Annotated in this window: 17 protein-coding genes and 3 pseudogenes; 3 read left to right on the top strand and 17 right to left on the bottom strand. The window is 69.8% G+C overall.

The window, feature by feature from the left end:
- Positions 1–92 precede the first annotated feature (92 nt).
- The 10 genes and pseudogenes from ABH926_RS00935 to ABH926_RS00980 form a co-directional block, all read right to left on the bottom strand.
- A complete protein-coding gene (locus ABH926_RS00935) occupies positions 93–1,061 on the bottom strand; it encodes an ABC transporter permease (RefSeq protein ID WP_370363287.1) in 969 nt (322 codons plus the stop codon).
- A gap of 95 nt (positions 1,062–1,156) precedes the next feature.
- On the bottom strand, positions 1,157–2,953 hold the full coding sequence (locus ABH926_RS00940; protein ID WP_370363288.1) for an ABC transporter family substrate-binding protein: 1,797 nt from the start codon (positions 2,951–2,953) through the stop codon (positions 1,157–1,159).
- Between the two features lie 237 nt (positions 2,954–3,190).
- Positions 3,191–4,186 (bottom strand): ketol-acid reductoisomerase, encoded by a 996-nt coding sequence (gene ilvC, locus ABH926_RS00945; protein ID WP_370363289.1) that lies wholly within the window; start codon positions 4,184–4,186, stop codon positions 3,191–3,193.
- A gap of 106 nt (positions 4,187–4,292) precedes the next feature.
- Positions 4,293–4,802, bottom strand: a pseudogene (gene ilvN, locus ABH926_RS00950) (acetolactate synthase small subunit); the annotation flags it as partial.
- Positions 4,803–4,860: 58 nt separating this feature from the next.
- Entirely contained in the window at positions 4,861–6,621 is a 1,761-nt protein-coding gene (locus ABH926_RS00955; protein WP_370363290.1) for an acetolactate synthase large subunit, read from the bottom strand.
- 176 nt (positions 6,622–6,797) lie between these two features.
- Positions 6,798–8,570: a diguanylate cyclase gene (locus tag ABH926_RS00960; protein WP_370363291.1), complete on the bottom strand. Its 1,773-nt coding sequence runs from the start codon at positions 8,568–8,570 to the stop codon at positions 6,798–6,800.
- A 162-nt stretch (positions 8,571–8,732) separates the two neighbouring features.
- On the bottom strand, positions 8,733–10,331 hold the full coding sequence (gene cimA, locus ABH926_RS00965) for a citramalate synthase (protein ID WP_370363292.1): 1,599 nt from the start codon (positions 10,329–10,331) through the stop codon (positions 8,733–8,735).
- Between the two features lie 197 nt (positions 10,332–10,528).
- Positions 10,529–11,791: an MFS transporter gene (locus ABH926_RS00970; protein WP_370363293.1), complete on the bottom strand. Its 1,263-nt coding sequence runs from the start codon at positions 11,789–11,791 to the stop codon at positions 10,529–10,531.
- Positions 11,792–11,865: 74 nt separating this feature from the next.
- Positions 11,866–12,981 carry a branched-chain amino acid aminotransferase gene (locus ABH926_RS00975; protein ID WP_370363294.1) on the bottom strand — a complete coding sequence of 372 codons (1,116 nt, stop codon included), beginning with the start codon at positions 12,979–12,981 and terminating at the stop codon, positions 11,866–11,868.
- 232 nt (positions 12,982–13,213) lie between these two features.
- The gene (locus ABH926_RS00980) at positions 13,214–14,290 is read right to left on the bottom strand and encodes a 3-isopropylmalate dehydrogenase (RefSeq protein ID WP_370363295.1); all 1,077 of its coding nucleotides are present in this window, start codon (positions 14,288–14,290) and stop codon (positions 13,214–13,216) included.
- A 429-nt stretch (positions 14,291–14,719) separates the two neighbouring features.
- On the opposite strand from ABH926_RS00980, the gene ABH926_RS00985 reads away from it, so the two are divergent.
- A complete protein-coding gene (locus ABH926_RS00985; protein WP_370363296.1) occupies positions 14,720–15,550 on the top strand; it encodes a class I SAM-dependent methyltransferase in 831 nt (276 codons plus the stop codon).
- A 28-nt stretch (positions 15,551–15,578) separates the two neighbouring features.
- On the opposite strand, the gene ABH926_RS00990 is transcribed toward ABH926_RS00985, so the two are convergent.
- Positions 15,579–15,791 carry a hypothetical protein gene (locus ABH926_RS00990; RefSeq protein ID WP_370363297.1) on the bottom strand — a complete coding sequence of 71 codons (213 nt, stop codon included), beginning with the start codon at positions 15,789–15,791 and terminating at the stop codon, positions 15,579–15,581.
- A gap of 183 nt (positions 15,792–15,974) precedes the next feature.
- Positions 15,975–17,567 carry a phosphoglycerate dehydrogenase gene (gene serA, locus ABH926_RS00995; protein ID WP_370363806.1) on the bottom strand — a complete coding sequence of 531 codons (1,593 nt, stop codon included), beginning with the start codon at positions 17,565–17,567 and terminating at the stop codon, positions 15,975–15,977.
- 271 nt (positions 17,568–17,838) lie between these two features.
- Here serA and ABH926_RS01000 point away from each other — a divergent pair, with 271 nt between their 5' ends.
- Complete coding sequence (locus ABH926_RS01000; RefSeq protein ID WP_370363298.1) at positions 17,839–18,993, top strand: Mrp/NBP35 family ATP-binding protein; 1,155 nt, start codon at positions 17,839–17,841, stop codon at positions 18,991–18,993.
- A 59-nt stretch (positions 18,994–19,052) separates the two neighbouring features.
- Positions 19,053–19,912: pseudogene (locus ABH926_RS01005) on the top strand (phosphotransferase).
- Between the two features lie 33 nt (positions 19,913–19,945).
- Here the strand turns inward: ABH926_RS01005 and ABH926_RS01010 are convergent.
- The 5 genes and pseudogenes from ABH926_RS01010 to ABH926_RS01030 form a co-directional block, all read right to left on the bottom strand.
- The gene (locus ABH926_RS01010) at positions 19,946–20,422 is read right to left on the bottom strand and encodes a hypothetical protein (RefSeq protein ID WP_370363299.1); all 477 of its coding nucleotides are present in this window, start codon (positions 20,420–20,422) and stop codon (positions 19,946–19,948) included.
- A 56-nt stretch (positions 20,423–20,478) separates the two neighbouring features.
- Positions 20,479–20,928 (bottom strand): hypothetical protein, encoded by a 450-nt coding sequence (locus ABH926_RS01015; protein WP_370363300.1) that lies wholly within the window; start codon positions 20,926–20,928, stop codon positions 20,479–20,481.
- A gap of 489 nt (positions 20,929–21,417) precedes the next feature.
- Positions 21,418–21,726, bottom strand: a complete 309-nt coding sequence (locus ABH926_RS01020) for a hypothetical protein (RefSeq protein WP_370363301.1) — start codon at positions 21,724–21,726, stop codon at positions 21,418–21,420.
- 77 nt (positions 21,727–21,803) lie between these two features.
- Positions 21,804–22,064 (bottom strand): annotated as a pseudogene (locus ABH926_RS01025) (WhiB family transcriptional regulator); the annotation flags it as partial.
- A 183-nt stretch (positions 22,065–22,247) separates the two neighbouring features.
- Entirely contained in the window at positions 22,248–22,646 is a 399-nt protein-coding gene (locus ABH926_RS01030; RefSeq protein WP_370363302.1) for a hypothetical protein, read from the bottom strand.
- Positions 22,647–22,933: the final 287 nt, after the last annotated feature.

Consider the following 22,933-nt stretch of genomic DNA (forward strand, 5'->3'; position numbering starts at 1 on the left):
GTTGCGGCCGCCCGGGGTCCCGGGCAGGTCCGGCTCGCCCGGCTCGTCGTTGACGTCCCGCGGTGGGATGTTGTCAGCCACGCCTGTCCCTCCTAAGCCAGCCGGATGCGGGGGTCGAGGACCGCGTAGAGGATGTCCGCGACCAGGTTGAAGACGATCACCAGCGTCGCCGCGATCAGCAGCCAGGCCAGCACCGCGTTGGTGTCCTGGGTCCGGATGCCGTTGAGGAACATGGTGCCCAGCCCCTGCCACTGGAAGATCTGCTCGGTGATCACCGTGCCGCCCATGATCGCCGCGACGTCCAGCGTCACCTGCGTGGTCATCGGGATCAGCGCGGTGCGCAGGCCGTGGCGGACCATCACGCGGCGCGGCGACAGGCCCTTGGCCCGGGCCAGCCGCATGTAGTCGCTGTTGAGCACGTCGAGCATCGAGGCCCGCTGGAACCGGGCCCAGGTGGCGTACGAGACCAGTGCCAGGGTGATGGTCGGCAGCACCAGGTAGCCGGCCCAGTTCCCGATCCCGCCCCACTCCCCGCCGGGCGGCCCCAGCGTCTTGATGTTGGTGCCGGTGGCGTTGTTGATGTCGGTGGCCCAGATCTTGAGCAGGATCGCGAACCAGAACACCGGCAGCGACAGGAAGAAGAAGCCGATCAGGGTCGCGACATAGTCGGTGACGCTGTACTGCCTGGTCGCCGAGACGACGCCGACGATCACGGCCAGGACCAGTGCGATGATGATCGCGCAGATCACCAGCCGGAAGGTGACCCAGGTCCGGCGGCCGAGCTCGGCGTTGATGTTGAAGGCCGCCCCCTGCACCGAGGGGCCGAAGTCCTGGTGGATCACCACGCCCTTGAGCCAGTTCCAGTACTGGACCAGCAGCCCGTGGTTCAGTCCGAGCGCCGCCTCGCGCGCGGCGACCTCGGCCGCGGACGGCGGCGGGTTCTTGGACTTGAAGTCGGACAGGGGGTCGGCACCCCAGGCGACCAGCAGGAAGACCAGGAACGTGGACAGGATCAGGATGGGGATCGAGACCAGAATGCGGCGGATGGTGAAGGCGAGCATCTTCGGGCCTTCTTACGTTTCGGGCGGACGGGACCGGTGCCTTCTCCACGGCCGCCGGCCGGCCCGCGCTGCCGCGGGCTCGGCCGGCCGGGCGGCTAGGACTTCAGACCCCACTGCTGGATGTTGTACGTCGGGCCGATCTGGGTCGGGTTGTCCCGCACGTTGCCCAGGTTGTTCTTGTACGCGATCATCGTCGGCTTCTGGTACAGCGGGAGCGTGTACGCGTCCTTCGTGACCTGCGCGTCCGACTGGTTCAGGTCGCTCTCGCGGGCCGTCTGGTCGGGGTTGACGGTGGCGTCGGCCAGCCACTTGTCCACGTTCGCGTTGCTGTAGTACCCGTAGTTGCTCATCGGGTTGCCCTGCACGGCCGTGGTGTAGATGGGCTGGTTGGCCGAGTTCGGGAACGGCGTGTCCACCCAGGCGAAGACGATGATGTCGTAGGTGTGCTGGGCGTCGGACTGGGTCAGCGTCTTGCCCAGGTTGTCGGTGGAGTTGACGTTGACAGTGATGCCGAGCTGCTTCATCGTCTGGGCGAACAGGTTGCAGGTGTCCTGGCGGATGGCGTTGCCGACGGTGTAGCGCATGTTGAACGCCGGCACCGGCTTGCCGTTGAGCGCGAGCGCGGAGCCCACTCCGGTGTAGCCGGCCGCGGTGAGGATCTGCTTGGCCTTGGCGAGGTCCCCGGATTCGGGGTACATGGCCGACACGTTGTCCTGGTAGCCGGGCTGGCCGGGCACCACCATGCGGTTGTTCAGCACGGCCGCCTGGCTGTCGAACTGCTTGACGGTCCGGTTGAGCAGGCCCAGCCGGTCGAAGGCGGTGAACATAGCCTGGCGCAGCGCCACCTTGGCCGGCACCGTCTGGTCCACGTTCTGCGGACCGCCCAAGGCGGTGTTGCGCAGGTTCAGGTCGATGTGCTCCCACACCAGGCCCTGGTTGATGTGGTAGTCGACACCGTTGATGCTCTTGACCCGGTTCACCAGGTCCAGCTGCGGCTGCGGGTAGATGCCGTCCACCTCGCCGTTGGCCAGCGCGGTCGGCTCCTGCGTGGAGTCGGTGATGGCACGGAAGTCCACCTCGTCCAGGTTGGCGGCCTTGCCGTAGTACTGCGGGTTGCGGATGGTCTTGATCAGGCTCTTGTCGGCCGAGACCCCGCCGGGCGCGATGATCATCGGGCCCGCCGAGACGGTCGGGGGGTTGGCGTCCAGCCAGGTGAAGGAGGCGGCGACGTCACCGTGCTGCATGGCGATGTGCGAGGGCAGGATCGAGGTGAACAGGCTCTTCCAGTCCGAGAAGGGCTGGGCCTGCTTGAAGGTGACGGTCACCGTCTTGCCGTTGTTGCTGCCCACCACCGACTGGATCGCGCTGTAGCCGGTGGTGCTGGCCGCGTCGACGTTCGGGTTGGTGCCGTTCTGCGCCTGCCACAGGTAGATGAAGTCGTTGGCGTTGACGGGGCTGCCGTCGGACCACTTCGCGTTCGGCTGGATCGTGTAGACGATCTTCTGCGGGGTGGTGGCGGTGGCGGTGGTGACCACCGGGTCGCCGGAGATCAGGTCGGTGTTGAGCACGAGCGAGTAGTCCGGCTGCGGGACGTACACGTCCGGGTAGATCCCGTTGGTGACCTGGGCGTAGTCGAACGTGTTGCCGCTCGAGGTCAGCGGGTTCCAGGCCTCGACCGTCTTCTCGATGGTCCAGGTGACCGTGCCGCCCTGCTTCACGGTCGCGGAGTTGACGGTGTTCCGGCCGGCGGTGCTGGACCCCTGGACGTTGCCGCTGCTGCCGGAACTGGCGTTCCCGCTGCTCTTGGTGCTGCCGCACGCGGAGGCGGCCAACGCCACGGCCGCCGCGATCGCTCCGGTCTGCAGCGCGAGTGTCCTCCTGCTGACGCCCATCTTTCTCCTCCTGTCGGGACACACCATGCGTACGCGCTGCTGGGAGCGCGATCGTCACTCTATTCCCGACATTCGGCGCATTCAGTGTGAGCATGCCAAAAGAGTGACGAGTGGTGAACAAGTGCGAAGCAGAACACGAAGGGCCGATGCCCGCACACGTGTGCGGGCACCGGCCCTGTGGTGCCGATGAGCGGCCGTCCCTTTACGGGAACAGCCTTCGCGGATCAGTCCGGCGGATCAGTCCTCGCGGATCCAGGACATCATCGAGCGCAGCTTCTTGCCGGTCTCGGTGATCGGGTGCTGGGCCTCGGCCTCGACGTACTTCTTGTAGTTCGGCAGGCCGGCGTCGTACTCGGCGATCCAGTTCTCGGCGAAGGTGCCGTCCTGGATCTCGGCCAGCACCTGCTTCATCGTGGCCTTGGTCTGGTCGTTGACGATGCGCGGACCGGTGACGTAGTCGCCCCACTCGGCGGTCTCCGAGACCGACCAGCGCATCTTCTCAAGGCCGCCCTCGTACATGAGGTCGACGATCAGCTTGAGCTCGTGCAGGCACTCGAAGTAGGCCACCTCCGGCTGGTAGCCGGCCTCGACCAGGGTCTCGAAGCCCGCCTTGACCAGCGCCGAGGCGCCGCCGCAGAGCACCGCCTGCTCGCCGAACAGGTCGGTCTCGGTCTCCTCGGTGAAGGTGGTCTTGATGACCCCGGCGCGGGTGCCGCCGATGCCCTTGGCGTAGGACAGCGCCAGCGCGGTGGCGTTGCCGGTGGCGTCCTGCTCGACCGCGATCAGGCACGGCACGCCGCGGCCGTCGGTGAACTGCCGGCGCACCAGGTGGCCGGGGCCCTTGGGGGCGACCATGCAGACGTCCACGCCGGCCGGCGGCTTGATCAGGCCGTAGCGGATGTTCAGGCCGTGGCCGAAGAACAGCGCGTCGCCCTCGGCCAGGTTCGGCTCGACGGCCTCGGCGTAGACCTTGCGCTGCACCGGGTCCGGCACCAGCATCATGATCACGTCGGCCTCTTCACAGGCCTCGAACGGGGTGACGACCCGCAGGCCGGCCTCCTCGGCGGCCTGCCGGGACTTGGATCCCTCGTGCAGCCCCACCCGCACGTCCACGCCCGAGTCCCGCAGGGACAGCGCGTGCGCGTGGCCCTGGGACCCGTAACCCAGGACCGCGACGCTGCGGCCCTGGATGATGCTCAGGTCCGCGTCGTCGTCGTAGTACATCTCAGCCATGGTGGTCGCTCATTTGCTTTCTGTGGGTGCGGTTGTGGTTGTCCCGGGAGCCGTTGGCGGCGTGGGCGTGGTTGCCCTCGTGGTGCGCCCGGACGTCCTCGGGGGTGACCGTGCGCAGCGGCCGGTCCGCGATCGAGCGGGAGCCGCGGCCGATGGCCACCATGCCGGACTGGACCAGTTCCTTGACCCCGAAGGGCTCCAGAACGCGCAGCAGCGCCTCGATCTTCTCGCTGTCGCCGGTGGCCTCGACGGTCACCGCGTCCGGGGCGACGTCGACGATCTTGGCGCGGAACAGCTGCACCGTGGCCATCACCTCGGCGCGGCTCTCCTGGTCGCAGCGGACCTTGACCAGCAGGAGCTCGCGCTGCACGCTGGCCGCCGGGTCCAGCTCGACGATCTTCAGCACGTTGATCAGCTTGTTGAGCTGCTTGGTGACCTGCTCCAGCGGATGGTCCTCGACGGTCACCACCAGCGTGATGCGGGAGACGTCCTCGTGCTCGGTCGGCCCGACCGCCAGCGACTCGATGTTGAAGTCGCGGCGGGCGAACAGGCCGGCGACCCTGGTCAGAACGCCGGGCTTGTTCTCGACCAGGACGGACAGGGTGTGTCGTGACATAGTCTCTATTCCTCCCCGTCACCGCTGTGCTGATTGAAGGCGAGAACTTCTCGATATCTCATTCTTCGCCATCTCCGAAGTCGGGCCGCACGTCCTGGGCGGCCAGGATTTCATCATTGCCGACCCCGGCGGGGACCATCGGCCACACCATCGCGTCGCGGTGCACCACGAAGTCCACGACCACCGGCGCGTCGTTGATCTCCATCGCCTTCTCGATCGTCCGGTCCAGGTCCTCCGGCGACTCGCAGCGCAGGCCCACGCAGCCGTAGGCCTCGGCCAGCTTCACGAAGTCCGGGATCCGCCGGGAGTGCAGGTCGGTGTTGGAGTAGCGCTTGCCGTAGAACAGGGTCTGCCACTGCCGGACCATGCCCAGGCTGCCGTTGTTTATCACCGCCACCTTGATCGGGATCTCGTTGATCGCGCAGGTGGCCAGCTCCTGGTTGGTCATCTGGAAGCAGCCGTCGCCGTCGATCGCCCAGACCGTGGAGTCCGGCATGCCGACCTTGGCGCCCATCGCGGCCGGGACCGCGTAGCCCATGGTCCCGGCGCCGCCGGAGTTCAGCCAGGTGTACGGGTTCTCGTAGGAGATGAACTGCGAGGCCCACATCTGGTGCTGGCCCACGCCGGCGGCGAAGATCGTCTCGGGCCCGGAGATCCGGCCCAGCCGCTCGATCACCTGCTGCGGCGCCAGCGAGCCGTCCGAGGGCAGCTCGTAGCCCAGCGGGTAGGTCCGGCGCCAGCCGTTGAGCTGCTCCCACCAGCCGGCGTAGTCGCCGCGCCGGCCGGCCGCGTGCTCGGACTGGACCGCGACCACCAGGTCGGCGATCACCTCGCGGCAGTCGCCGACGATCGGGACGTCCGCGGTGCGGTTCTTGGAGATCTCCGCCGGGTCGATGTCGGCGTGCACGATCTTGGCGCCCGGCGCGAAGCTGGACAGCTTGCCGGTCACCCGGTCGTCGAAGCGGGTGCCCAGGGCGACGATCAGGTCGGCCTTCTGCAGCGCGGTGACCGCCGCGACCGTGCCGTGCATGCCGGGCATGCCCAGGTGCAGCGGGTGGCTGTCCGGGAAGGCGCCGCGGGCCATCAGCGTGGTCACCACCGGGGCCTCGGTCAGCTCGGCCAGCACCCGCAGCTCGGTGGTGGCCCGGGCCTTGAGCACGCCGCCGCCGATGTACAGCACCGGCCGCTTGGCCTCGGTGAGCATCCGGGCGGCCTCGCGCACCTGCTTGGCGTGCGGCTTGGAGACCGGGCGGTAGCCGGGCAGGTCCATCTCGACCGGCCAGGAGAAGTCGGTGGCCGCCTGCAGCGCGTCCTTGGTGACGTCGATCAGCACGGGCCCCGGACGGCCGGTGGAGGCGATGTGGAAGGCCTCGGCGACGGTGCGGGCGATCTCGTCGGCCCGGGAGACCAGGAAGCTGTGCTTGGTGATCGGCAGCGTGATGCCGACGATGTCCGCCTCCTGGAAGGCGTCGGTGCCGATGTGCGTGCTCGCCACCTGGCCGGTGATCGCGACCATCGGGACCGAGTCCATGTGCGCGTCGGCGATCGGCGTGACCAGGTTGGTCGCGCCGGGGCCGGAGGTCGCCATGCAGACCCCGACCTTGCCGGTGGCCTGTGCGTAACCGGTAGCCGCGTGCCCCGCGCCCTGCTCGTGGCGGACGAGGATGTGGCGCAGCCGCGTGGAGTCCAACAGCGGGTCGTAGGCCGGGAGGATCGCGCCGCCGGGGATCCCGAAGACGGTGTCGACCCCGCTCTCCTCCAGCGACCGGATCAACGAGGCGGCGCCGGAGATCGCCTGCTGATCGCTGCGGTCTGTCATGACTGTCTCTCTTCTTGAGATTCCGTACTCGGCCAACAAAAAACCCTCGGAGCCGGAAGGCTCAACGAGGGAAGGCGCGTGGCTGGCTTTGAAGGTCAGCCCACGCGCCTGGCAAGTACGAGAATCGACTGTCGTGTCGTCATGGTCGTAACCCTCCTCCTGCGCCCTCGGCTGTGTCAAGCATTGATCGGCGCGGTCTCGCCATGCGAAATCGCCCAGGTGGCGGCGAGCGGTTCGGCGACCACGCGGTTGCGGCCCCCGGTCTTGGCCCGGTACATCGCCGCGTCCGCGCGCCTGAGCAGGTTCGACGCCGTGCCGCCGGGCTCGGAGAACGCGACCCCGATCGAGGCGCCCAGATGGTGCGCCAGCCCCTCGATGCGGTACTCCTCACACAGCCGGCCGCGGATCCGCTCGGCCACCACCAGCGCGCCGCCGACCGTGGTGCCGACCTCCAGGACGATCACGAACTCGTCCCCGCCGAACCGGGCCACGGTGTCCCCGACCCGCAGCGAGCCGGAGATCCGGACGGCCGCCTCGACCAGCACCCGGTCCCCGGTCTCGTGGCCGACGGAGTCGTTGACGCCCTTGAAGCCGTCCAGGTCCAGGAAGATCACCGCGACCGGCTCCCACTCGGCCTGCCGCTGGGTCAGCGCGTGCTCCAGCCGGTCGGTGAGCAGCGCCCGGTTGGCCAGGCCGGTGAGGGTGTCGTGGTAGGCGTGGTGCTGCAAGGTGGCGGCCGCGCGGCGCAGGTCCTCGGTCAGGCGCTGGTTCTCGAACAGCGTCAGGGCCTGCCGGGCCACCAGCGCGACCAGCACCGCGGCCCCGGCGATCAGCACCACCGGGTCCATCCGGCGCCCGGTGTCCAGCCCGTCGGCCAGCACCCCGCCCAGGCTGAAGGCCCCGGCCAGGTAGGGCAGTATCGCCCGCACCGTGCGCAGCAGCGAGGCCCAGCGGGAGGGCGAGTCGATGAACCGGGTCCCGGGGGCCGGCACGTCCGGCGCGGCGAGCGTGAGCGCGACCTCGCGGCCGGTGGCGGCGTCGCAGTCGTGCAGCCCGATCGAACAGCCGGCGCCGCACGCCGAACCGCGCCCGGCCCGGGCCGCCTTGCCGGCCCGCTCGGGCCGCCAGCCGTCGCCGTACCAGGCCGCCACCGCGACCACCAGATAGCCGGCGAACCAGCCGGTGTCCAGGATGCCGCCGGAGCGGTAGCCGTCCCGGACCGCGGGCATGGTGAAGATGGAGTCGCAGACCACGATCATCAGATAGCCGACCCGCACCCCGGTGCCGATCCCGCCGCGCTCCCCCGCCGTGCGGGCCCGCAGCGCCAGCAGCAGGCTGACCAGCACCAGGTCGAAGGCCGGGTAGCCGAGGACCAGGAAGGTGCGCACCGGGGAGTCGACCCGCTCGATGGCCAGCGCCAGCGCCAGCACCCAGGCCACCACGAACAGCGAGCCGGCGACCAGCGTGGTGTCCAGCAGCAGCCGGACCCGCACCGTCAGGCTGACCTGCTCGCCGTGCGCGGTGACGAAGGCGGCCAGGGCCAGCGGGCCGAAGAACAGGAAGGACCAGTCCGCCGCCGACGGGCTCGGCGGTGTGACGTCCAGGACCAGCTCGTACCAGGCCCACACCGCGTTGCCGACCGCGGCGGCCAGGCAGGACAGCCCGGCCAGCAGCCAGGAGTAGCAGCGGAAGCAGGCCATGCGGTAGTAGCGGACCATCACGACCGTGCGATGGATGCACGCCGCCGCCGCGAGTCCCGCGGCGGCGGCCAGCCCCGCGTCGCCCATCAGGGCCGGAATCGCCCCGGAGGGACCGGCCAGGGCCACGGACGCGTGCGCGGCGATCAGCACGGCGGCGGCCGCATAGCCCGGCGGCACGCCGTGGACGCGCGCCCCGGGCAGCCGCCGCGTGTACAGGGCCGGAATCGGCCCTCGCCTGTCCAGTCCCATGGCAGTGCGTCACCAACCCTCGCTGACTTCCGACGGAAGGCTGACTCTAGGGCACTGACCCCTTACTCACCGTCATATTAGCGGGAGATAACCGAGACGAGGGCGGGAATCATCACCGATCGGGTCAATAGCCTGCCTTTCAGAGGACTCTTCAGGACCTCTTCAGAGCACTGTCTCACCCTTGGCCAGCAGACCGAAGGTCACCGCGTCGACGAGTGCCTGCCAGGAGGCGCTGATGACGTTCTCGTCCACGCCGACCGTCGACCATTCGGCCGCCCCGTCTGAAGTGGTGATCAAGACCCTGGTACGCGAGGCGGTACCGTGGTCGCCGGTCAGGATCCGCACCTTGTAGTCCATCAGCTCCAGGCCGGCCAGCGCCGGGTAAGCGGTGGCCAGCGCCGCGCGCAGCGCGTTGTCCAGGGCGTTGACCGGGCCGTTGCCCTCGCCGGCGGCCAGTACCTCCTCGTCCTTCACCCGCAGCTTCACCGTCGCCTGGTTGACCACGGCGCCGTCGGCGAGCCGGTCGGCGAAGGTCCGCCAGGACAGCACCTCGAAGAAGCGCACCGGCCTGCCGGACAGCTCCCCGCGCAGCAGCAGCTCGAAGCTGGCGTCGGCGGCCTCGAAGGAGTAGCCGCAGGCCTCCAGCTCCTTGACCCGGTTGGTCACCCGGCTCAGCGTGTCGGGGTCGGCGGACAGGTCGAAGCCCAGCTCGCGGCCCTTGAGCTCGATCGAGGCCCGGCCGGCCATCTCCGAGACCAGCATCCGCATGTCGTTGCCGACCAGCTGCGGGTCGATGTGCTGGTAAAGGTCCGGGTCGACGCGGACCGCCGAGGCGTGCAGTCCGGCCTTGTGCGCGAAGGCCGAGACCCCGACGTAGGGGGCCTGCGGGTTCGGCGCCAGGTTGGTGACCTCGGCCACCGCGTGCGCGATCCGGGTCATCTCGGCCAGCCCGGCCGGCGGGATCACCTCGCGGCCCAGCTTGAGCTGCAGGTTCGCGACCACGCTGAACAGGTTCGCGTTGCCCGAGCGCTCGCCGTAGCCGTTGGCCGTGCCCTGCACGTGGGTGGCGCCGGCGTCGACCGCGGCCAGCGCGTTGGCCACCGCGCAGGCGGCGTCGTCGTGGGTGTGGATGCCGATCCGGGTGCCGGAGGCCTCGCGCACCTCGTGCACGATGTCGGCCAGCTGAGCCGGCAGCATGCCGCCGTTGGTGTCGCAGAGCACGGACACGTCCGCCCCGGCCTCGGCGGCGGTGCGCAGGCACTCCAGGGCGTAGGCGGGGTCGGCCAGGTAGCCGTCGAAGAAGTGCTCGGCGTCCAGGAACACCCGGCGCCCCTCGGCCCGCAGGTGCTCGACGGTGTCCCGGATCATCGCCAGGTTCTCCTCCAAGGTGGTCCGGAGCGCCAGTTCGACATGCCGGACATGGCTTTTGGCCACCAGCGTGACGATCGGCGCCCCGGACTCCCGCAGCGCGGCCACCAGCGGGTCGTCGGCGGCCTTGACGCCGGTCCGGCGGGTTTTGCCGAACGCGGCGAGCTGCGCGTGCTTCAGGTCGAGCTCTGTTTGAGCCCGCCGGAAGAACTCTGTGTCCTTCGGGACGGCGCCGGGCCATCCCCCCTCGATGAAGCCGACGCCCAGGGCGTCCAGGTGCCGGGCGATCGCGAGCTTGTCGGCGACGGCGAGGGACAGGCCCTCCTGCTGGCTGCCGTCGCGCAGGGTGGTGTCGTACACGTGAAAAGACTCGTAGTCGTCTTTAGCGGACATGCCCGGGACTCCTCGGCTGTGCAGGCTTCAAAAAACAAAAAATCCCCTCGTGGGAATCCACGAGAGGTCTGCGCGCTGGCGGTGGGCAGTGACTTATCGCTGCTCCGGTGCCGGCGCGCACGCCATAATAATCTGCGGCTGCTGCTGCATGCCTACAACCCTGCCACACCGGAAAGCCCCTGGGACAGTGCGTCTCGTCATGCGGGATCGGTCACATCACGCATGTGGCGCAGCGGCGAGAAGAACACCCAGGCCACGGCCGCGTAGCTGCCGACCACCGCGATCCACAGCGTGGGCCGCAGCCCCGCCCACGTGCCGACCAGACCACCGAGCAGCGCGCCGAGCGGCATGGTGCCCCAGACGATGAACCGCACGCTGGCGTTCATCCGTCCGAGCAGCTCGTGCGGGGTGATCGCCTGCCGGTAGGAGACCTGCGCGACGTTGTAGACCACCGCCATCATCCCGAAGAAGGCCAGGCCCGCGGGGTAGAACAGCACGCCCCAGCCCGGGGTCGCCAACGGTGCCAGGAACGCCGGGATCCCGAGCACCAGCGGGGCCAGCCAGATGATCCGCGCGCTGCCGAACCGATCGGCCAGCGGCCTGGCCACCAGGCCGCCGACCATCCCGCCGACCGCGGCCAGGGTGAACACCAGGCCGACGCCGCCGGGCTTGAGGTGCAGCGTCCGGACCATGAAGGGGATCTCCACGGCCAGCAGCATGGAGCTGAACAGGTTGCTGGTGCCGGTGCAGGCGACGACCTTGCGCAGGATCGGGTGCCCGACGACGAAGTGCAGGCCCTCCCTGACGTCGTCCCGGATCCGCCGTTCCCGGTGGCTCGGATGCGGCGGCGGCTCGGGCGTCCGGATCAGGAGCAGCGACAGCGCCGACAGGCCGTAGCTGCCGGCGTCGGCGATCAGCGCCCGCGCCGCGCCGAGCGCGCCGACCAGCACGCCGCCGAGCGAGGGCCCGGCGAACTGCGCGAAGGACTGCGTGATCCCGAGCTTGCCGTTGCCGTCGACCAGGGCGCCCCGTTCCAGCAGCACCGGCAGGTAGCTCTGGTAGGCGACGTCGAAGAACACCGTCAGCACCCCGGCCAGCAGCGCGACCACGAGCAGGTGGAGGTAGGTCAGGTGCAGGCCGGGCAGCGTGGCCAGCGGCACCGAGGCCATCAGCAGCAGCCGGCCCAGGTCGCACCACATCATCAGCCGGTGCTTGGCGACGCGGTCCACGATCGCGCCGGCCGGCAGCGCGACGAGCAGGAACGGCAGCGTGCTCATCGCGGTGAGCAGGCCGACCTGGAAGGTGCTCGCGTCCAGCAGCACCACGGCGGCCAGCGGCAGCGCCAGCACGGTGATCGCGCTGCCGATCTCGCTGACCGACTGCCCGCCCCACAGGAGCAGGAAATCCCGGTGCCGCCACAACGAACGGCGGGGCGCGGAGCCGGTCAGAGTGTCTGTCACTCCCCGACCTTGCCTCGCGCCCCGCCCAGATTCAACTATTCAATACCGCCGCGCCCGGACGGCCGGGCTCCGCCTCAGGCGATCTTGCGCAGCCAGTGGTGCAGGTCGGGGGCCTTGCCGGTCTGGATGTCCAGCAGCGCCTCGCGGATCCGCAGGGTCACCGGGCCCGGCTCGCCGTCGCCGATGGCGAACTCGCCGTCCCTGCCCTTGACCCGGCCCAGCGGGGTCACCACGGCCGCGGTGCCGCAGCCGAACACCTCGGTGATCTCCCCCGACGCCACGCCGTCGCGCCACTGCTCGACCGAGATCGTTCCCTCCTCGGCCGGGATGCCGAGGTCGGCGGCCACCGTGAGCAGTGAGTCGCGGGTGATGCCGGGCAGCAGCGAGCCGGTCAGCGCCGGGGTCATCAGCCGGGCGTCGGCGCCGGAGCCGTAGACGAAGTAGAGGTTGTTGCTGCCCATCTCCTCGACGTACTTGTGCTCCAGGCCGTCCAGCCACACCACCTGGTCGCAGCCCTGCTCCACGGCCTGGGCCTGGGCCAGGAAGCTGGCCGCGTAGTTGCCGCCGCACTTGGCCTCGCCGGTGCCGCCCTTGACGGCGCGCACGTAGTCCTCGGACAGCCACACCGTCACCGGCTTGACGCCGCCGGCGAAGTACGAGCCGGCCGGGCCGGCGATGAGCATGAACAGGTACTCCTTGCTCGGCGAGTTCACGCCGAGGCCGACCTGCGTGGCGAACATGAACGGCCGCAGGTACAGGCTGCGGCCCTCGCCCTCGGGCACCCACTCGCGGTCGGTGCTGACCAGCGCGTCGATCGCGGCCAGGAACAGGTCCTCGGGCAGCTCCGGCATCGCCATCCGGGCGGCGCTGCGGTTGAAACGCGCGGCGTTGGCGTCGGGGCGGAAGGAGACGATCTGGCCGTCGGCGGTCCGGAAGGCCTTGAGGCCCTCGAAGATCTCCTGGCCGTAGTGCAGCACCGAGGCCGCCGGGTCCAGGCTCACCGGGCCGTAGGGCTCCAGGACGGCGTCGTGCCAGCCTTTGCCCTCGGTGTAGCGGATCGTGACCATATGGTCGGAGAAGATCTGGCCGAACCCGCCGACCGCCTTCAGCGCCTCGCGCTCCTCGACGGACTTGGGGGTGGCGCTCGGCTTCAGTTCAATGGCCTGTGGTGAAAACAATGCAGATGACATCTCGCGCGTCCTCCTTGACGGCCTCGACGGCCAGCTCTGGCCCGGTGTGCAGCCGAGGTGCGCAGCTCGCAGCGCCCCTCCCAGGAAAATCCCATTATCTGAGACGTTACCCCAGGAGCGGGGCGAGGCATACCTCGGCTCGTGCCCTTCGGCGGACACGACGCAAACCGGCCTGGCTCGCATCTGCCGCCAGGCCGGTCTTGTCCGGATGTGGATGGGTTACAGCGGCGGGTTACAACCCGGCGGCCCTGGCCGCCAGCGCGTCGCCGATCTCGGAGGTCGTCCGCGGCGTGGTGTTCGCGGCGCGCTCGGCGAGGTCGGCCTCGACGGCCGCCTCGATCTTGCGCGCGGACTCGGTCAGGACCGAGGAGTCCTTGGTCCGTCCGAGGTGGTCCAGGAGCAGGGCGGCGGACAGGACCGCGGCGGTCGGGTCCGCCTTGCCCTGCCCGGCGATGTCCGGCGCCGACCCGTGTACGGGCTCGAACATCGACGGGAAGGTGCCGGTGACGTCCAGGTTCCCGGACGCCGCCAGCCCGATGCCGCCGGTCACCGCGGCGGCGAGGTCGGTGATGATGTCGCCGAACAGGTTGTCGGTGACGATCACGTCGAACCGCTCCGGCTGCGTGGCCAGGAAGATGGTCGCGGCGTCGACGTGCAGGTAGTCGGTGGCCACCTCGGGGAACTCCGCGGCGACCTCGGTGAAGACCCGGCTCCACAGGGAGCCGGCGAAGACCAGCACGTTGGTCTTGTGGACCAGCGTCAGCTTCTTGCGCGGCCGGGCCTGGGCCCGGGCGAAGGCGTCGCGGACCACGCGCTCGACACCGTAGGCGGTGTTGAGGCTGACTTCGGTGGCCACCTCGTGCACGGTGCCCTTGCGGATGGTCCCGCCGTTGCCGGTGTACGGGCCCTCGGTGCCCTCCCGGACCACGACGAAGTCGACCGCGCCGGGCTCCTTGAGCGGACCGGGTACGCCCGGGAACAGGCGCGAGGGGCGCAGGTTGACGTGGTGGTCGAAGGCGAAGCGCAGCTTGAGCAGCAGCCCGCGCTCCAGCACCCCGGAGGGCACGCTCGGGTCGCCGATGGCGCCGAGCAGGATCGCGTCGTAGCCCTTGAGCTCGTCGAGCACCTCGTCCGGAAGCGTCTCGCCGGTGGCGTGGTAGCGGCGGGCCCCGAGGTCGTACTCGGTGCCCTCCACCTTCACGTCCTGCGGCAGCGCGGCCTGCAGGACCTTCAGGGCCTCGGCGGTGACCTCGACGCCGATGCCGTCGCCGGGGATCACGGCCAGCCGGATGGAAGAGGGTGCTGTCATGGTCCTACGGTAGACCGTGTCTCGATGGGCAAGCTGCGAGCGTTCGCTATGTGGACAGCGAGCCTCAGCGGCTGCGCCGGTCCAGCGCCTGCTGCAGCGCCTCGCGGGCGGCGGCGGCCTCGGCGGAGGAGGCGGAGGTGTTCCGGGGACGGCGGGTGCGGGTCATGGCGGACTCCAGACAAAGTCTTGATCGGGGATTGTCGTCGTAAGGGGAGGACGACTCCGAAGGGGTGCCGGAGTACAGCGGAAATGCGACTACCGCGGTAAGGGTGGCCTGCGGCGCAAGGAAAACACTAGGACATCCGACTAAATCTTGTCTGCGTCGCGGGCGGATGTTCTTACGATGTGAGACCGCCGCGAAGCGCCCCACTCCGTCCCCGTTCGCCTCCCACATGCCGCTTCCGCCCCGGCGGCGAAGAATCAGGAGCTATGAGCCAGGCTCCCGCGCACACCCCCGCCACCGGCGCGCACCAGCCCGAACACCGCCGCGAACGCTACGGCGACCGCCTCTTCCGCCCCGAGCGCACCACCACCGAGCTCCCCCGCCTGTCGGCCCTCGCGGCCATGTACGACGACCACACCCACCGCTGCCTCAGAGCCCTCGGCGTATCCCCCGGATGGAGGTGCCTGGACGTCGGCGCCGGCCCCGGCCACCTGGCCCGCTGGCTGGCCGTCGTGGTGGCGCCCGAGGGCACGGTGACGGCGCTGGACCGCAGCACCCGGATGCTGGAGAGCTACGCGAACCCCACGAACCTCGAACCCCTCGAAGCCGACGCCCTGGAGGCGGAGCCCGGCCAGTACGACCTCGTGCACTGCCGCATCATGCTGATGCACACCCGCCGCCGCGCGGACCTGCTGGCCCGCCTGGCCACCTGGGTCCGCCCCGGCGGCTGGCTGATGGTCGGCGACGACGTGGACTTCACCACCCACTCCTCCCCGCACGCACCGCTCCGCCAGACCTTCGCCGCGATGCGCCGCATGCTGAACACCACCATCGGCACCGACTTCCACTTCGCCCGCGACTACCCCGGCCGCCTGCGCGACCTGCGCCTCACGGACATCGGCGTGGACGCCGCCACCCCGCCACTGCGCGCCGGCAGCGCCGCGAACGAGTTCTGGCTGCGGACCTGGGACCAGCTGTGGCCGCGGATGGAGCTGGACGAGGCGGTGTACCGGGAGGCGCGGCGGCTGTTGCAGGACCCCGCGGTGGTGGATCTGTCGCTGACGCACATCACAGCTTGGGGGCGGCGGCCGGGGTAGGTAGTGGCTTGGTGAGCAGCTGCCACGGTCACCAAAGGTCCCAGTGCGCGCTGTGCCTCGGGCGGGCGTCGGGCTCGCGGAGATCCTCGATGTCGCCGCCGCCTCGGTACACGCTCGCGACGAGCACGCTGTAGGTATGGAGTCCCGCCCGCGCGCGGCGTTCGAGCCCGTTAGCGTGGACGGCCAGCTCGCTGCGGCGCCGTCCGCGCCAGTACGGCAGCAGGACAAGGCGTGGCGTCATGCCCTCCCGGTAACGGACCGGAAGGTGATGATCGGTGCGGGACACGCTGGCTCCCGCTCGGCCGCACTCCCGGCGACCCGTTTCCGCCGCCGCCCCACACGCCGTCACACGCCGAAGGGCGGCCCCGGAACCCGGGACCGCCCATCACAGCGCTCTGTCTCACCGGCTCGCCGCCGGCGGACCTCAGTTCTCCAGCGAGATGCTATGCACCGCCGTCGCGCCGATGGCGGCCTTGATCTCCTCCAGCAGCCCGGCCGGCACGACGGAGTCCACCGTCAGCGCGACCAGCGCCTCGCCGCCCTTGGCGGCGCGGGCGACCTGCATGCCGCCGATGTTGATGCCGGCCGCGCCCAGGACGCCGCCGAGCTGGCCGACCACGCCGGGGCGGTCGGTGTAGCGCAGGAAGAGCAGGTGTTCGGCGATGGTGACGTCCAGCTGGAAGCCGTCGACCTCGACGATCTTCTCCACCAGGCGGGGGCCGCTGACGGTGCCGGAGACCGAGACCACCGTGCCGTCGGCCAGGACGCCGCGGACCGTGGTCATGTTGCGGTAGTCCGGGCTGTCCGAGCTGGTGGTCAGCCGGACCTCCATGCCGCGCTCGGTGGCCAGCAGCGGGGCGTTCACATAGGACACCGAGTGCTCGACCACGTCGGCGAACACGCCCTTGAGCGCGGCCAGCTCCAGCACCTTCACGTCGTGCTGGGTGATCTCGCCGCGGACGATCACGTCCAGCTGCGTGGGCGCGGCTCCGGCCAGCGCGGTGAACACCCGGCCCAGGCGCTCGGCCAGCGGCAGGCCGGGGCGCACGTCCTCGGCGATGGTGCCGCCCTGCACGTTCACCGCGTCCGGGACCAGCTCGCCGGCCAGCGCCAGGCGCACCGACTTGGCGACGGCCACGCCGGCCTTCTCCTGGGCCTCGTCGGTGGAGGCGCCCAGGTGCGGGGTCACGACCACCTGGTCCAGGTCGAACAGCGGGGACTCGGTGCACGGCTCGGTGACGAACACGTCCACGCCCGCGCCGCCGACCCGGCCCTCCTTGATGGCGATGGCCAGCGCGGCCTCGTCCACGATGCCGCCGCGCGCCGCGTTGATGATCCGGACGCCCGGCTTCACCTTGGTCAGCGCCTCCTCGCCGATGAGCCCGATGGTCTCCGGGGTCTTGGGCAGGTGCACGGTGATGAAGTCGGACTCGGCCAGCAGCTCGTCCAGGCTGACGACCTTCGCGCCGAGCTGCCCGGCGCGGGCCGGCTGCACGTAGGGGTCGTAGGCCAGCAGCCGCACGCCGAACGGCGCCAGCCGCTGCGCGACCAGCTGCCCGATCCGGCCGAAGCCGACGATGCCGACGACCTTGTCGTCCAGCTCCACGCCGGTGAACTTGCTGCGCTCCCACTTGCCGGACTTCAGCGAGGAGTTGGCCCGGGGGATGTGCCGCGCGGTGGCCAGCAGCAGCGCGATGGCCAGCTCCGCGGCGGAGGTGATGTTCGAGGTGGGGGCGTTGACCACCATCACGCCGGCCTTGGTGGCCGCGCCGACGTCGACGTTGTCCAGGCCCACGCCGGCCCGGGCGACCACCTTCAGCTTGCCGGCCACGGCCAGCGCCTCGGCGTTCACCTGGGTCGCGGAGCGGACCAGCAGGGCGTCGGCCTCGGGCAGCGCGGCCAGCAGCTCGGCGCGGTCGGCGCCGTTGCAGTTCCGGATCTCGAAATCGGGACCGAGGGCGTCGACGGTGGCCGGGGACAGCTCCTCGGCGATCAGGACGACGGGTTTGGCGGACACCACAGGCTTGGTCACGACAGCTCTTCCTTCACGCAGGTCAGGAGTGAATTCGCCCGGATTCCACGACGCTGTGATGTGGGCTGTACGCGGCTCAGTGTAGACCTTGAGGGCCTCGTCCCACGTTCGTCGCCGCGTAATGAGACTGCATTTCATCTATACAAGGTGGAGCGCCGAGGGCGCGCCACCGGAGCGCACCGGCCGCGATGGAGCGTGACGCAGCGCATACAAGGCGGTCTCCGGGCCCGCGCTGGGAAGACGTAGCATCGTGTTCATGAGTATTGCCGTCGAGCACGGGATCACCGAGGACGCGATCCACAGCGCCCTGTCCAAGGTCCAGGACCCGGAGATCCACCGGTCCATCACCGAACTGGACATGGTGAAAGAGGTCCACGTCGCCGCCGACGGCGCCGTGAAGGTCGCCATCTTCCTCACCGTCGCCAGCTGCCCGATGAAGGACCGGCTGACCAACGACATCAAGCGCGAGGTCGGCACGATCGACGGCGTCACCGCGGTCGAGGTCGAGCTGGACGTGATGAGCTCCGAGCAGCGCGAGGCGCTCAAGACCAAGCTGCGCGGCGGCCAGGTCGAGCGCGAGATCCCGTTCGCCCAGGCCGGCAGCCTGACCCGGGTGTACGCGATCGCCTCCGGCAAGGGCGGCGTCGGCAAGTCCTCGGTGACCGTGAACCTGGCCGCGGCGCTGGCCGCGAAGGGCCTGAAGGTGGGCGTCGTGGACGCCGACATCTACGGCCACTCGATCCCCCGCATGCTCGGCGTGACCGACCCGCCGACCCCGATCGACGACATGATCCTGGCGCCCACCGCGCCCTCGGGCGTGAAGGTCATCTCCATCGGCATGTTCACCCCGGGCAACTCCCCGGTGGTGTGGCGCGGGCCGATGCTGCACCGCGCGATCCAGCAGTTCCTGGCCGACGTTTACTGGGGCGACCTGGACATCCTGCTCCTGGACCTGCCCCCGGGCACCGGCGACATCGCCATCTCGGTGGCCCAGCTGGTCCCGAACGCCGAGATCGTGGTGGTCACCACCCCGCAGCAGGCCGCCGCCGAGGTGGCCGAGCGGGCCGGCACCATCGCCGTGCAGACCCGCCAGCGCATCACCGGCGTCATCGAGAACATGTCGTGGATGCCCTGCCCGCACTGCGGCGAGCAGGTCGACGTCTTCGGCAGCGGCGGCGGCCAGACCGTCGCCGAGGCCCTGACCCGCGCCACCGGCACCAACGTGCCGGTCCTGGGCCAGGTCCCGATCGACGTCCGGCTGCGCGAGGGCGGCGACAACGGCCAGCCGCTGACCGCCTCCGACCCCGACTCCCCCGCGGCCCAGGTGCTCATCGGCATCGCCGACAAGATCGCCACCCGCAGCCGCGGCCTGGTCGGCATGTCGCTGGGCGTCTCGCCGGTCCGCAAGTAGCGGGTAGTGGCAAGCAGTAAGTAGTACGAGGCCGCCCGACCGCATGCCACGAAGAGGGCATGCGGTCAGCACCCCCGCTCGGCAACGATCTGGAAGCCCGGCTCGGCACCCCGAAGCGGCTGCGGATGCTCGCCAGCAGCCCGCGCTCGGACGTCTGGCGCGCCACCTTCGGCGACACCCCGGCGGTGATCAAGCACCTGGTCGCCGGCGACGGTGCGGACGACCGTTTCGCGCGCGAGGTCGCAGCGCTGGAAGCCGCGTCAGCCGTGCGGCCGGCGGTGGTGCCGCGGCTGCTGGGCGCCGACCCTGCGCAGCGCACGCTGGTGACCGAGTACGTCGAGGAGCGCTGCTGAGCCGCCTGTCGGCCCGTTCCTCCCGCGCAGACCTGCTGCACGGCGACCCCTGCCCGGCCAACGATCTGCACACCGCGGACGGTGTCCGCTTCATCGACTTCGAGCAGGCCTCCCTCGGCGACGGCACCGTCGAGCTGGCGTACCTCCGCATCGGTTTCCCGACCTGCTGGTGCTCGACCGCCCAGCCGCCGGAACTGCTCGCCGAGGCCGAGACGGTCTACGCGGCGGCGGCCGACCGCACCATCGACGACCACGAACTCGCCGACGCCTGCATGAGCTGGACGATCCGCGGCGACGCATTGGTCGAGCGCGCGTTCCGCGAGACCGAGGACCACCTCGCACGTCTGACCGTCGAGGACTGGACGTGGTGGACGGTCAGCGCGCGCGAGCGCCTGGCCCACCGGCTCGGCGCGGTCGACGCGGTCGACGCGGTCGGCACGGTCGGCACCGTCGGCGGCTTCGACCGAGGACCGCTCGGCGAGACGGCACGGCTCGCCGGCCGGATGCGCACCGCGATGCTCGAACGCTGGCCGGGGCTGCGGCCGCTGCCGGCGAAGCGCCCCTGACAGGCGGTGCGCTCACCGGCCACGGCGCCGGCTTTACGAGCTCTTCGGATCCGACGAGACGTTGACGCAGCCGGAGTCCACGGTCAGGAACATCTGGCTGCCGTCGGTCTCGACGCCGACGAGCAGCGTCCAGTCGCCCTTGCCCAGCGCCGAGGCCCGCGGGTCGCCCGGCGCCTGCGGCTTCGTCGTGTAGCCCTTCTTCCCCCACTCGGCCGTGATCTGGCCGATGGCCCGCTGCGCGTCCGCCTGGGCGACGTCGAAGTCGACGACCCGCTGGTACTCGGAACGATGGACGCCCGGCGTCTCCTCGGAACACGGGCTCCACTTGCTGTCCCGCACCGTCTGGGTCACGGCGGGAGTCAGTGCTCCCAGCGAGTCCGTCACCATCTTGGCGGCGTCGTCCTCGACCGACTTCGGACTGTCGCCGCTGACGCGGCTGCACCCGCCGAGCAGCGGGAGGGTCAGGGCGGCCGCGGCGATACCCACCGATACAGCCGTACGGAGTCTCATGCTTCCCTTTCATTCCCTGGCGAACACGAACTCGCGGACGGCTACGGCACCGTGCCCTACGAAGTCTTCGGGTCCGACGAGACGTGGACACAGTTGGCGTCCACGCTCAGGAACATCTGACCGTCGTTGTCGAAGCCGACACCAACACTCCAGTCGGCATCGTTCTTGTAAGGGCGTGCGGAGCGCGTCGGGTTGTTGGGCTCCTGCGGATCCAGGACATAGCCCTGCTTGCCCCAGTAGGCAAGCTCCTGATCGAAGACCGGCTGCGAAGCAGCCTTGTCGACGCTCAGGTGGATCACCCGTTCATAGCTGAACCGGTGGACGCCCGGTGTGTCCTCCGAACACGGCGACCATTCGGTTCGCTCGACCGCCTGATTCGGCGCCGGAGTGAGGACCGCCAGCGATTCCGCCGTCAACTTGGCCGCCCTGTCCTCGACAGAGCTCGGCGACGAACCACCAGTGCCGCCGCAGCCGCCGATTATCAAGACGATCGCGGCACAGCTCATGCATGCAGTCGTACGCAGTCTCATGTTCCTTTTCGCTTCGTAGCGGGTTCGATGACGTCAGAACAGGACCGGATGTCACCCTGGCATACATCGAGATCTCATCGAGTACGCCGACGCTGAGCAGCCAGCGGCCCTTGTCCGGACTGGCCGACACGCCGAATGTGGGCTCCCAGTTGCGGATGTGAAGACCTCGCGCGAGCCAATAGGCCCGAACCTGCGGCAGAACTTCCTCCATGCGCGAAGGGGCGGCATTGAGCCTCAACGTGTACTCGAACGCCCACAGCTGAACAGCCGGGGTTTCCGTCTTCACCTGACTGTGGGTGATTGAAATCGGCCCTCACCAGCTGAAACGGCCAGGGCCCGGTTCTCGCCACAAACACTCGAGGGCCGATCCCCGAAAGGATCGGCCCTCGACCTCATCGCTCATCGCCGGCCGGCCATGACCACGGAAAACCCGCGACCGACGGCTCTGCCCCAGGCGGGACGCTCCTAGCTCAGGAACAACCCGGCGAGCGTCCGGCGCGCACGCCGCCCGCTCTCCCTGCGCAGACGGCTCGCCTCACGCAGCAGGCGCTGGCGCTCGGCCTGGTCGCGCAGCTCTTGTGATCGGTAGCGCGCGGCTTCTTCGTACTGGAATAGCATCTGGAAACTCCTTGTGGGATCGCCGGTCTCGGCGGTCGCTGAAATCTGTCTCGGGTACTGCTCGAACTTCATGTCCTGCTGTGCCTGCCGCTCTTCTCCGACGCGGTGGCCGGGGCCCTGCAGCATGCTCTGGCGCGGGAGACCGTGGGTGCTCATGCCGGGATCGCAACCTTCTTGGCGGCCTCGACCGCGGCGGCGGCCTCGGCGGCGATCTGGGCCTCGACCTGGGCGGCGTCCTTGCGGGGACGGCCACGCGGCCGCTTGCGGGCCACGATCGCTCCCTGGACGAAGAGCTCACCGCCCCAGACGCCCCACGGCTCCCGGCGCTCGAGGGCGCCGGCCAGGCAGGCCGACTTCACCGGGCACTCGACGCAGATCGCCTTGGCGAACTCGACGTCGGCCGGGGTCTCGGCGAAGAACACCTCGGGGTCGTAGGCCCGGCAGGGCAGGGTGGTGTCGGTCTGCTCGACGACCGTGTCGAACACGTTCTGCACTGTGAGTCACCTCGTCAGTTGTCTTCTCCCGGCGTGAGTTCTTCAGACCGGGTCTTGCGGTACCGCTCCCGTCACGGGGTCACCGTCACGGGCCGTACTGTCGTGCCTTGAGAAACACGAAGGCCGCGGATCCCTTATCGGGATTCCGCGGCCTCAAGTCCTTGCCGGGCTGAAGATGGCTCTTCATCCAGGTGGACTGGAGGTGCGGAAGTCCCACAGGGTCATCGGCTTGCTGCCGTTGTCGCCCTTGCTGCTGTCGTAGTCGCGCTCAGAGGTGCCACTGCCGTCGTTCTGCGGTCGCCCATCGATCTGCGGACGCTCTTGTCCCAGCCGACCGACATAACCGTGCTGCTCCAGCAGGACCGCGGCCTCACCCAGGGCGACGAGCCCCAGGGACGCCGCCGCGCCGGCCAGGCCGGCACCGGAGACGGACTCCACCTGCCAGACGGCGGCCGCCGAGCCGAAGCACTCCTGCCCGAACACCACGGGGCAAGCGACGGCGAAGTCCTCGGACGCACGCAAAACCAGCGCAGGGTTCGTCGCCTGCACGTGGACGGCAGCAATGCCGGTCATGGTCCTCATCGAAATTCGCCTCCTTCACTTCGCCTTGGTGTGGACGGAGCCGCTGGCAGTCGGCACCACACGTCTTACAGATGGATTCTTCAGTTGCGGCACACAGTGGTGCTCCGGGCGATCTCTCGCCCGCATCGGAAGGTTAAGTGATCCCCGTAATGGGCCGCAAACTATTTTTGACCTGCGGTTTCGCCCTTGAGCCAGAGAATTCGGCTCCGATGGCCCCCACCATGGTCGACACAGTTGCCCCCAACCTCGACGACGACCATGCTGTCAGAACCGCACCGGCCTGTCAC

Source organism: Catenulispora sp. GP43, from assembly GCF_041260665.1.
Classification (GTDB): Bacteria; Actinomycetota; Actinomycetes; order Streptomycetales; family Catenulisporaceae; genus Catenulispora.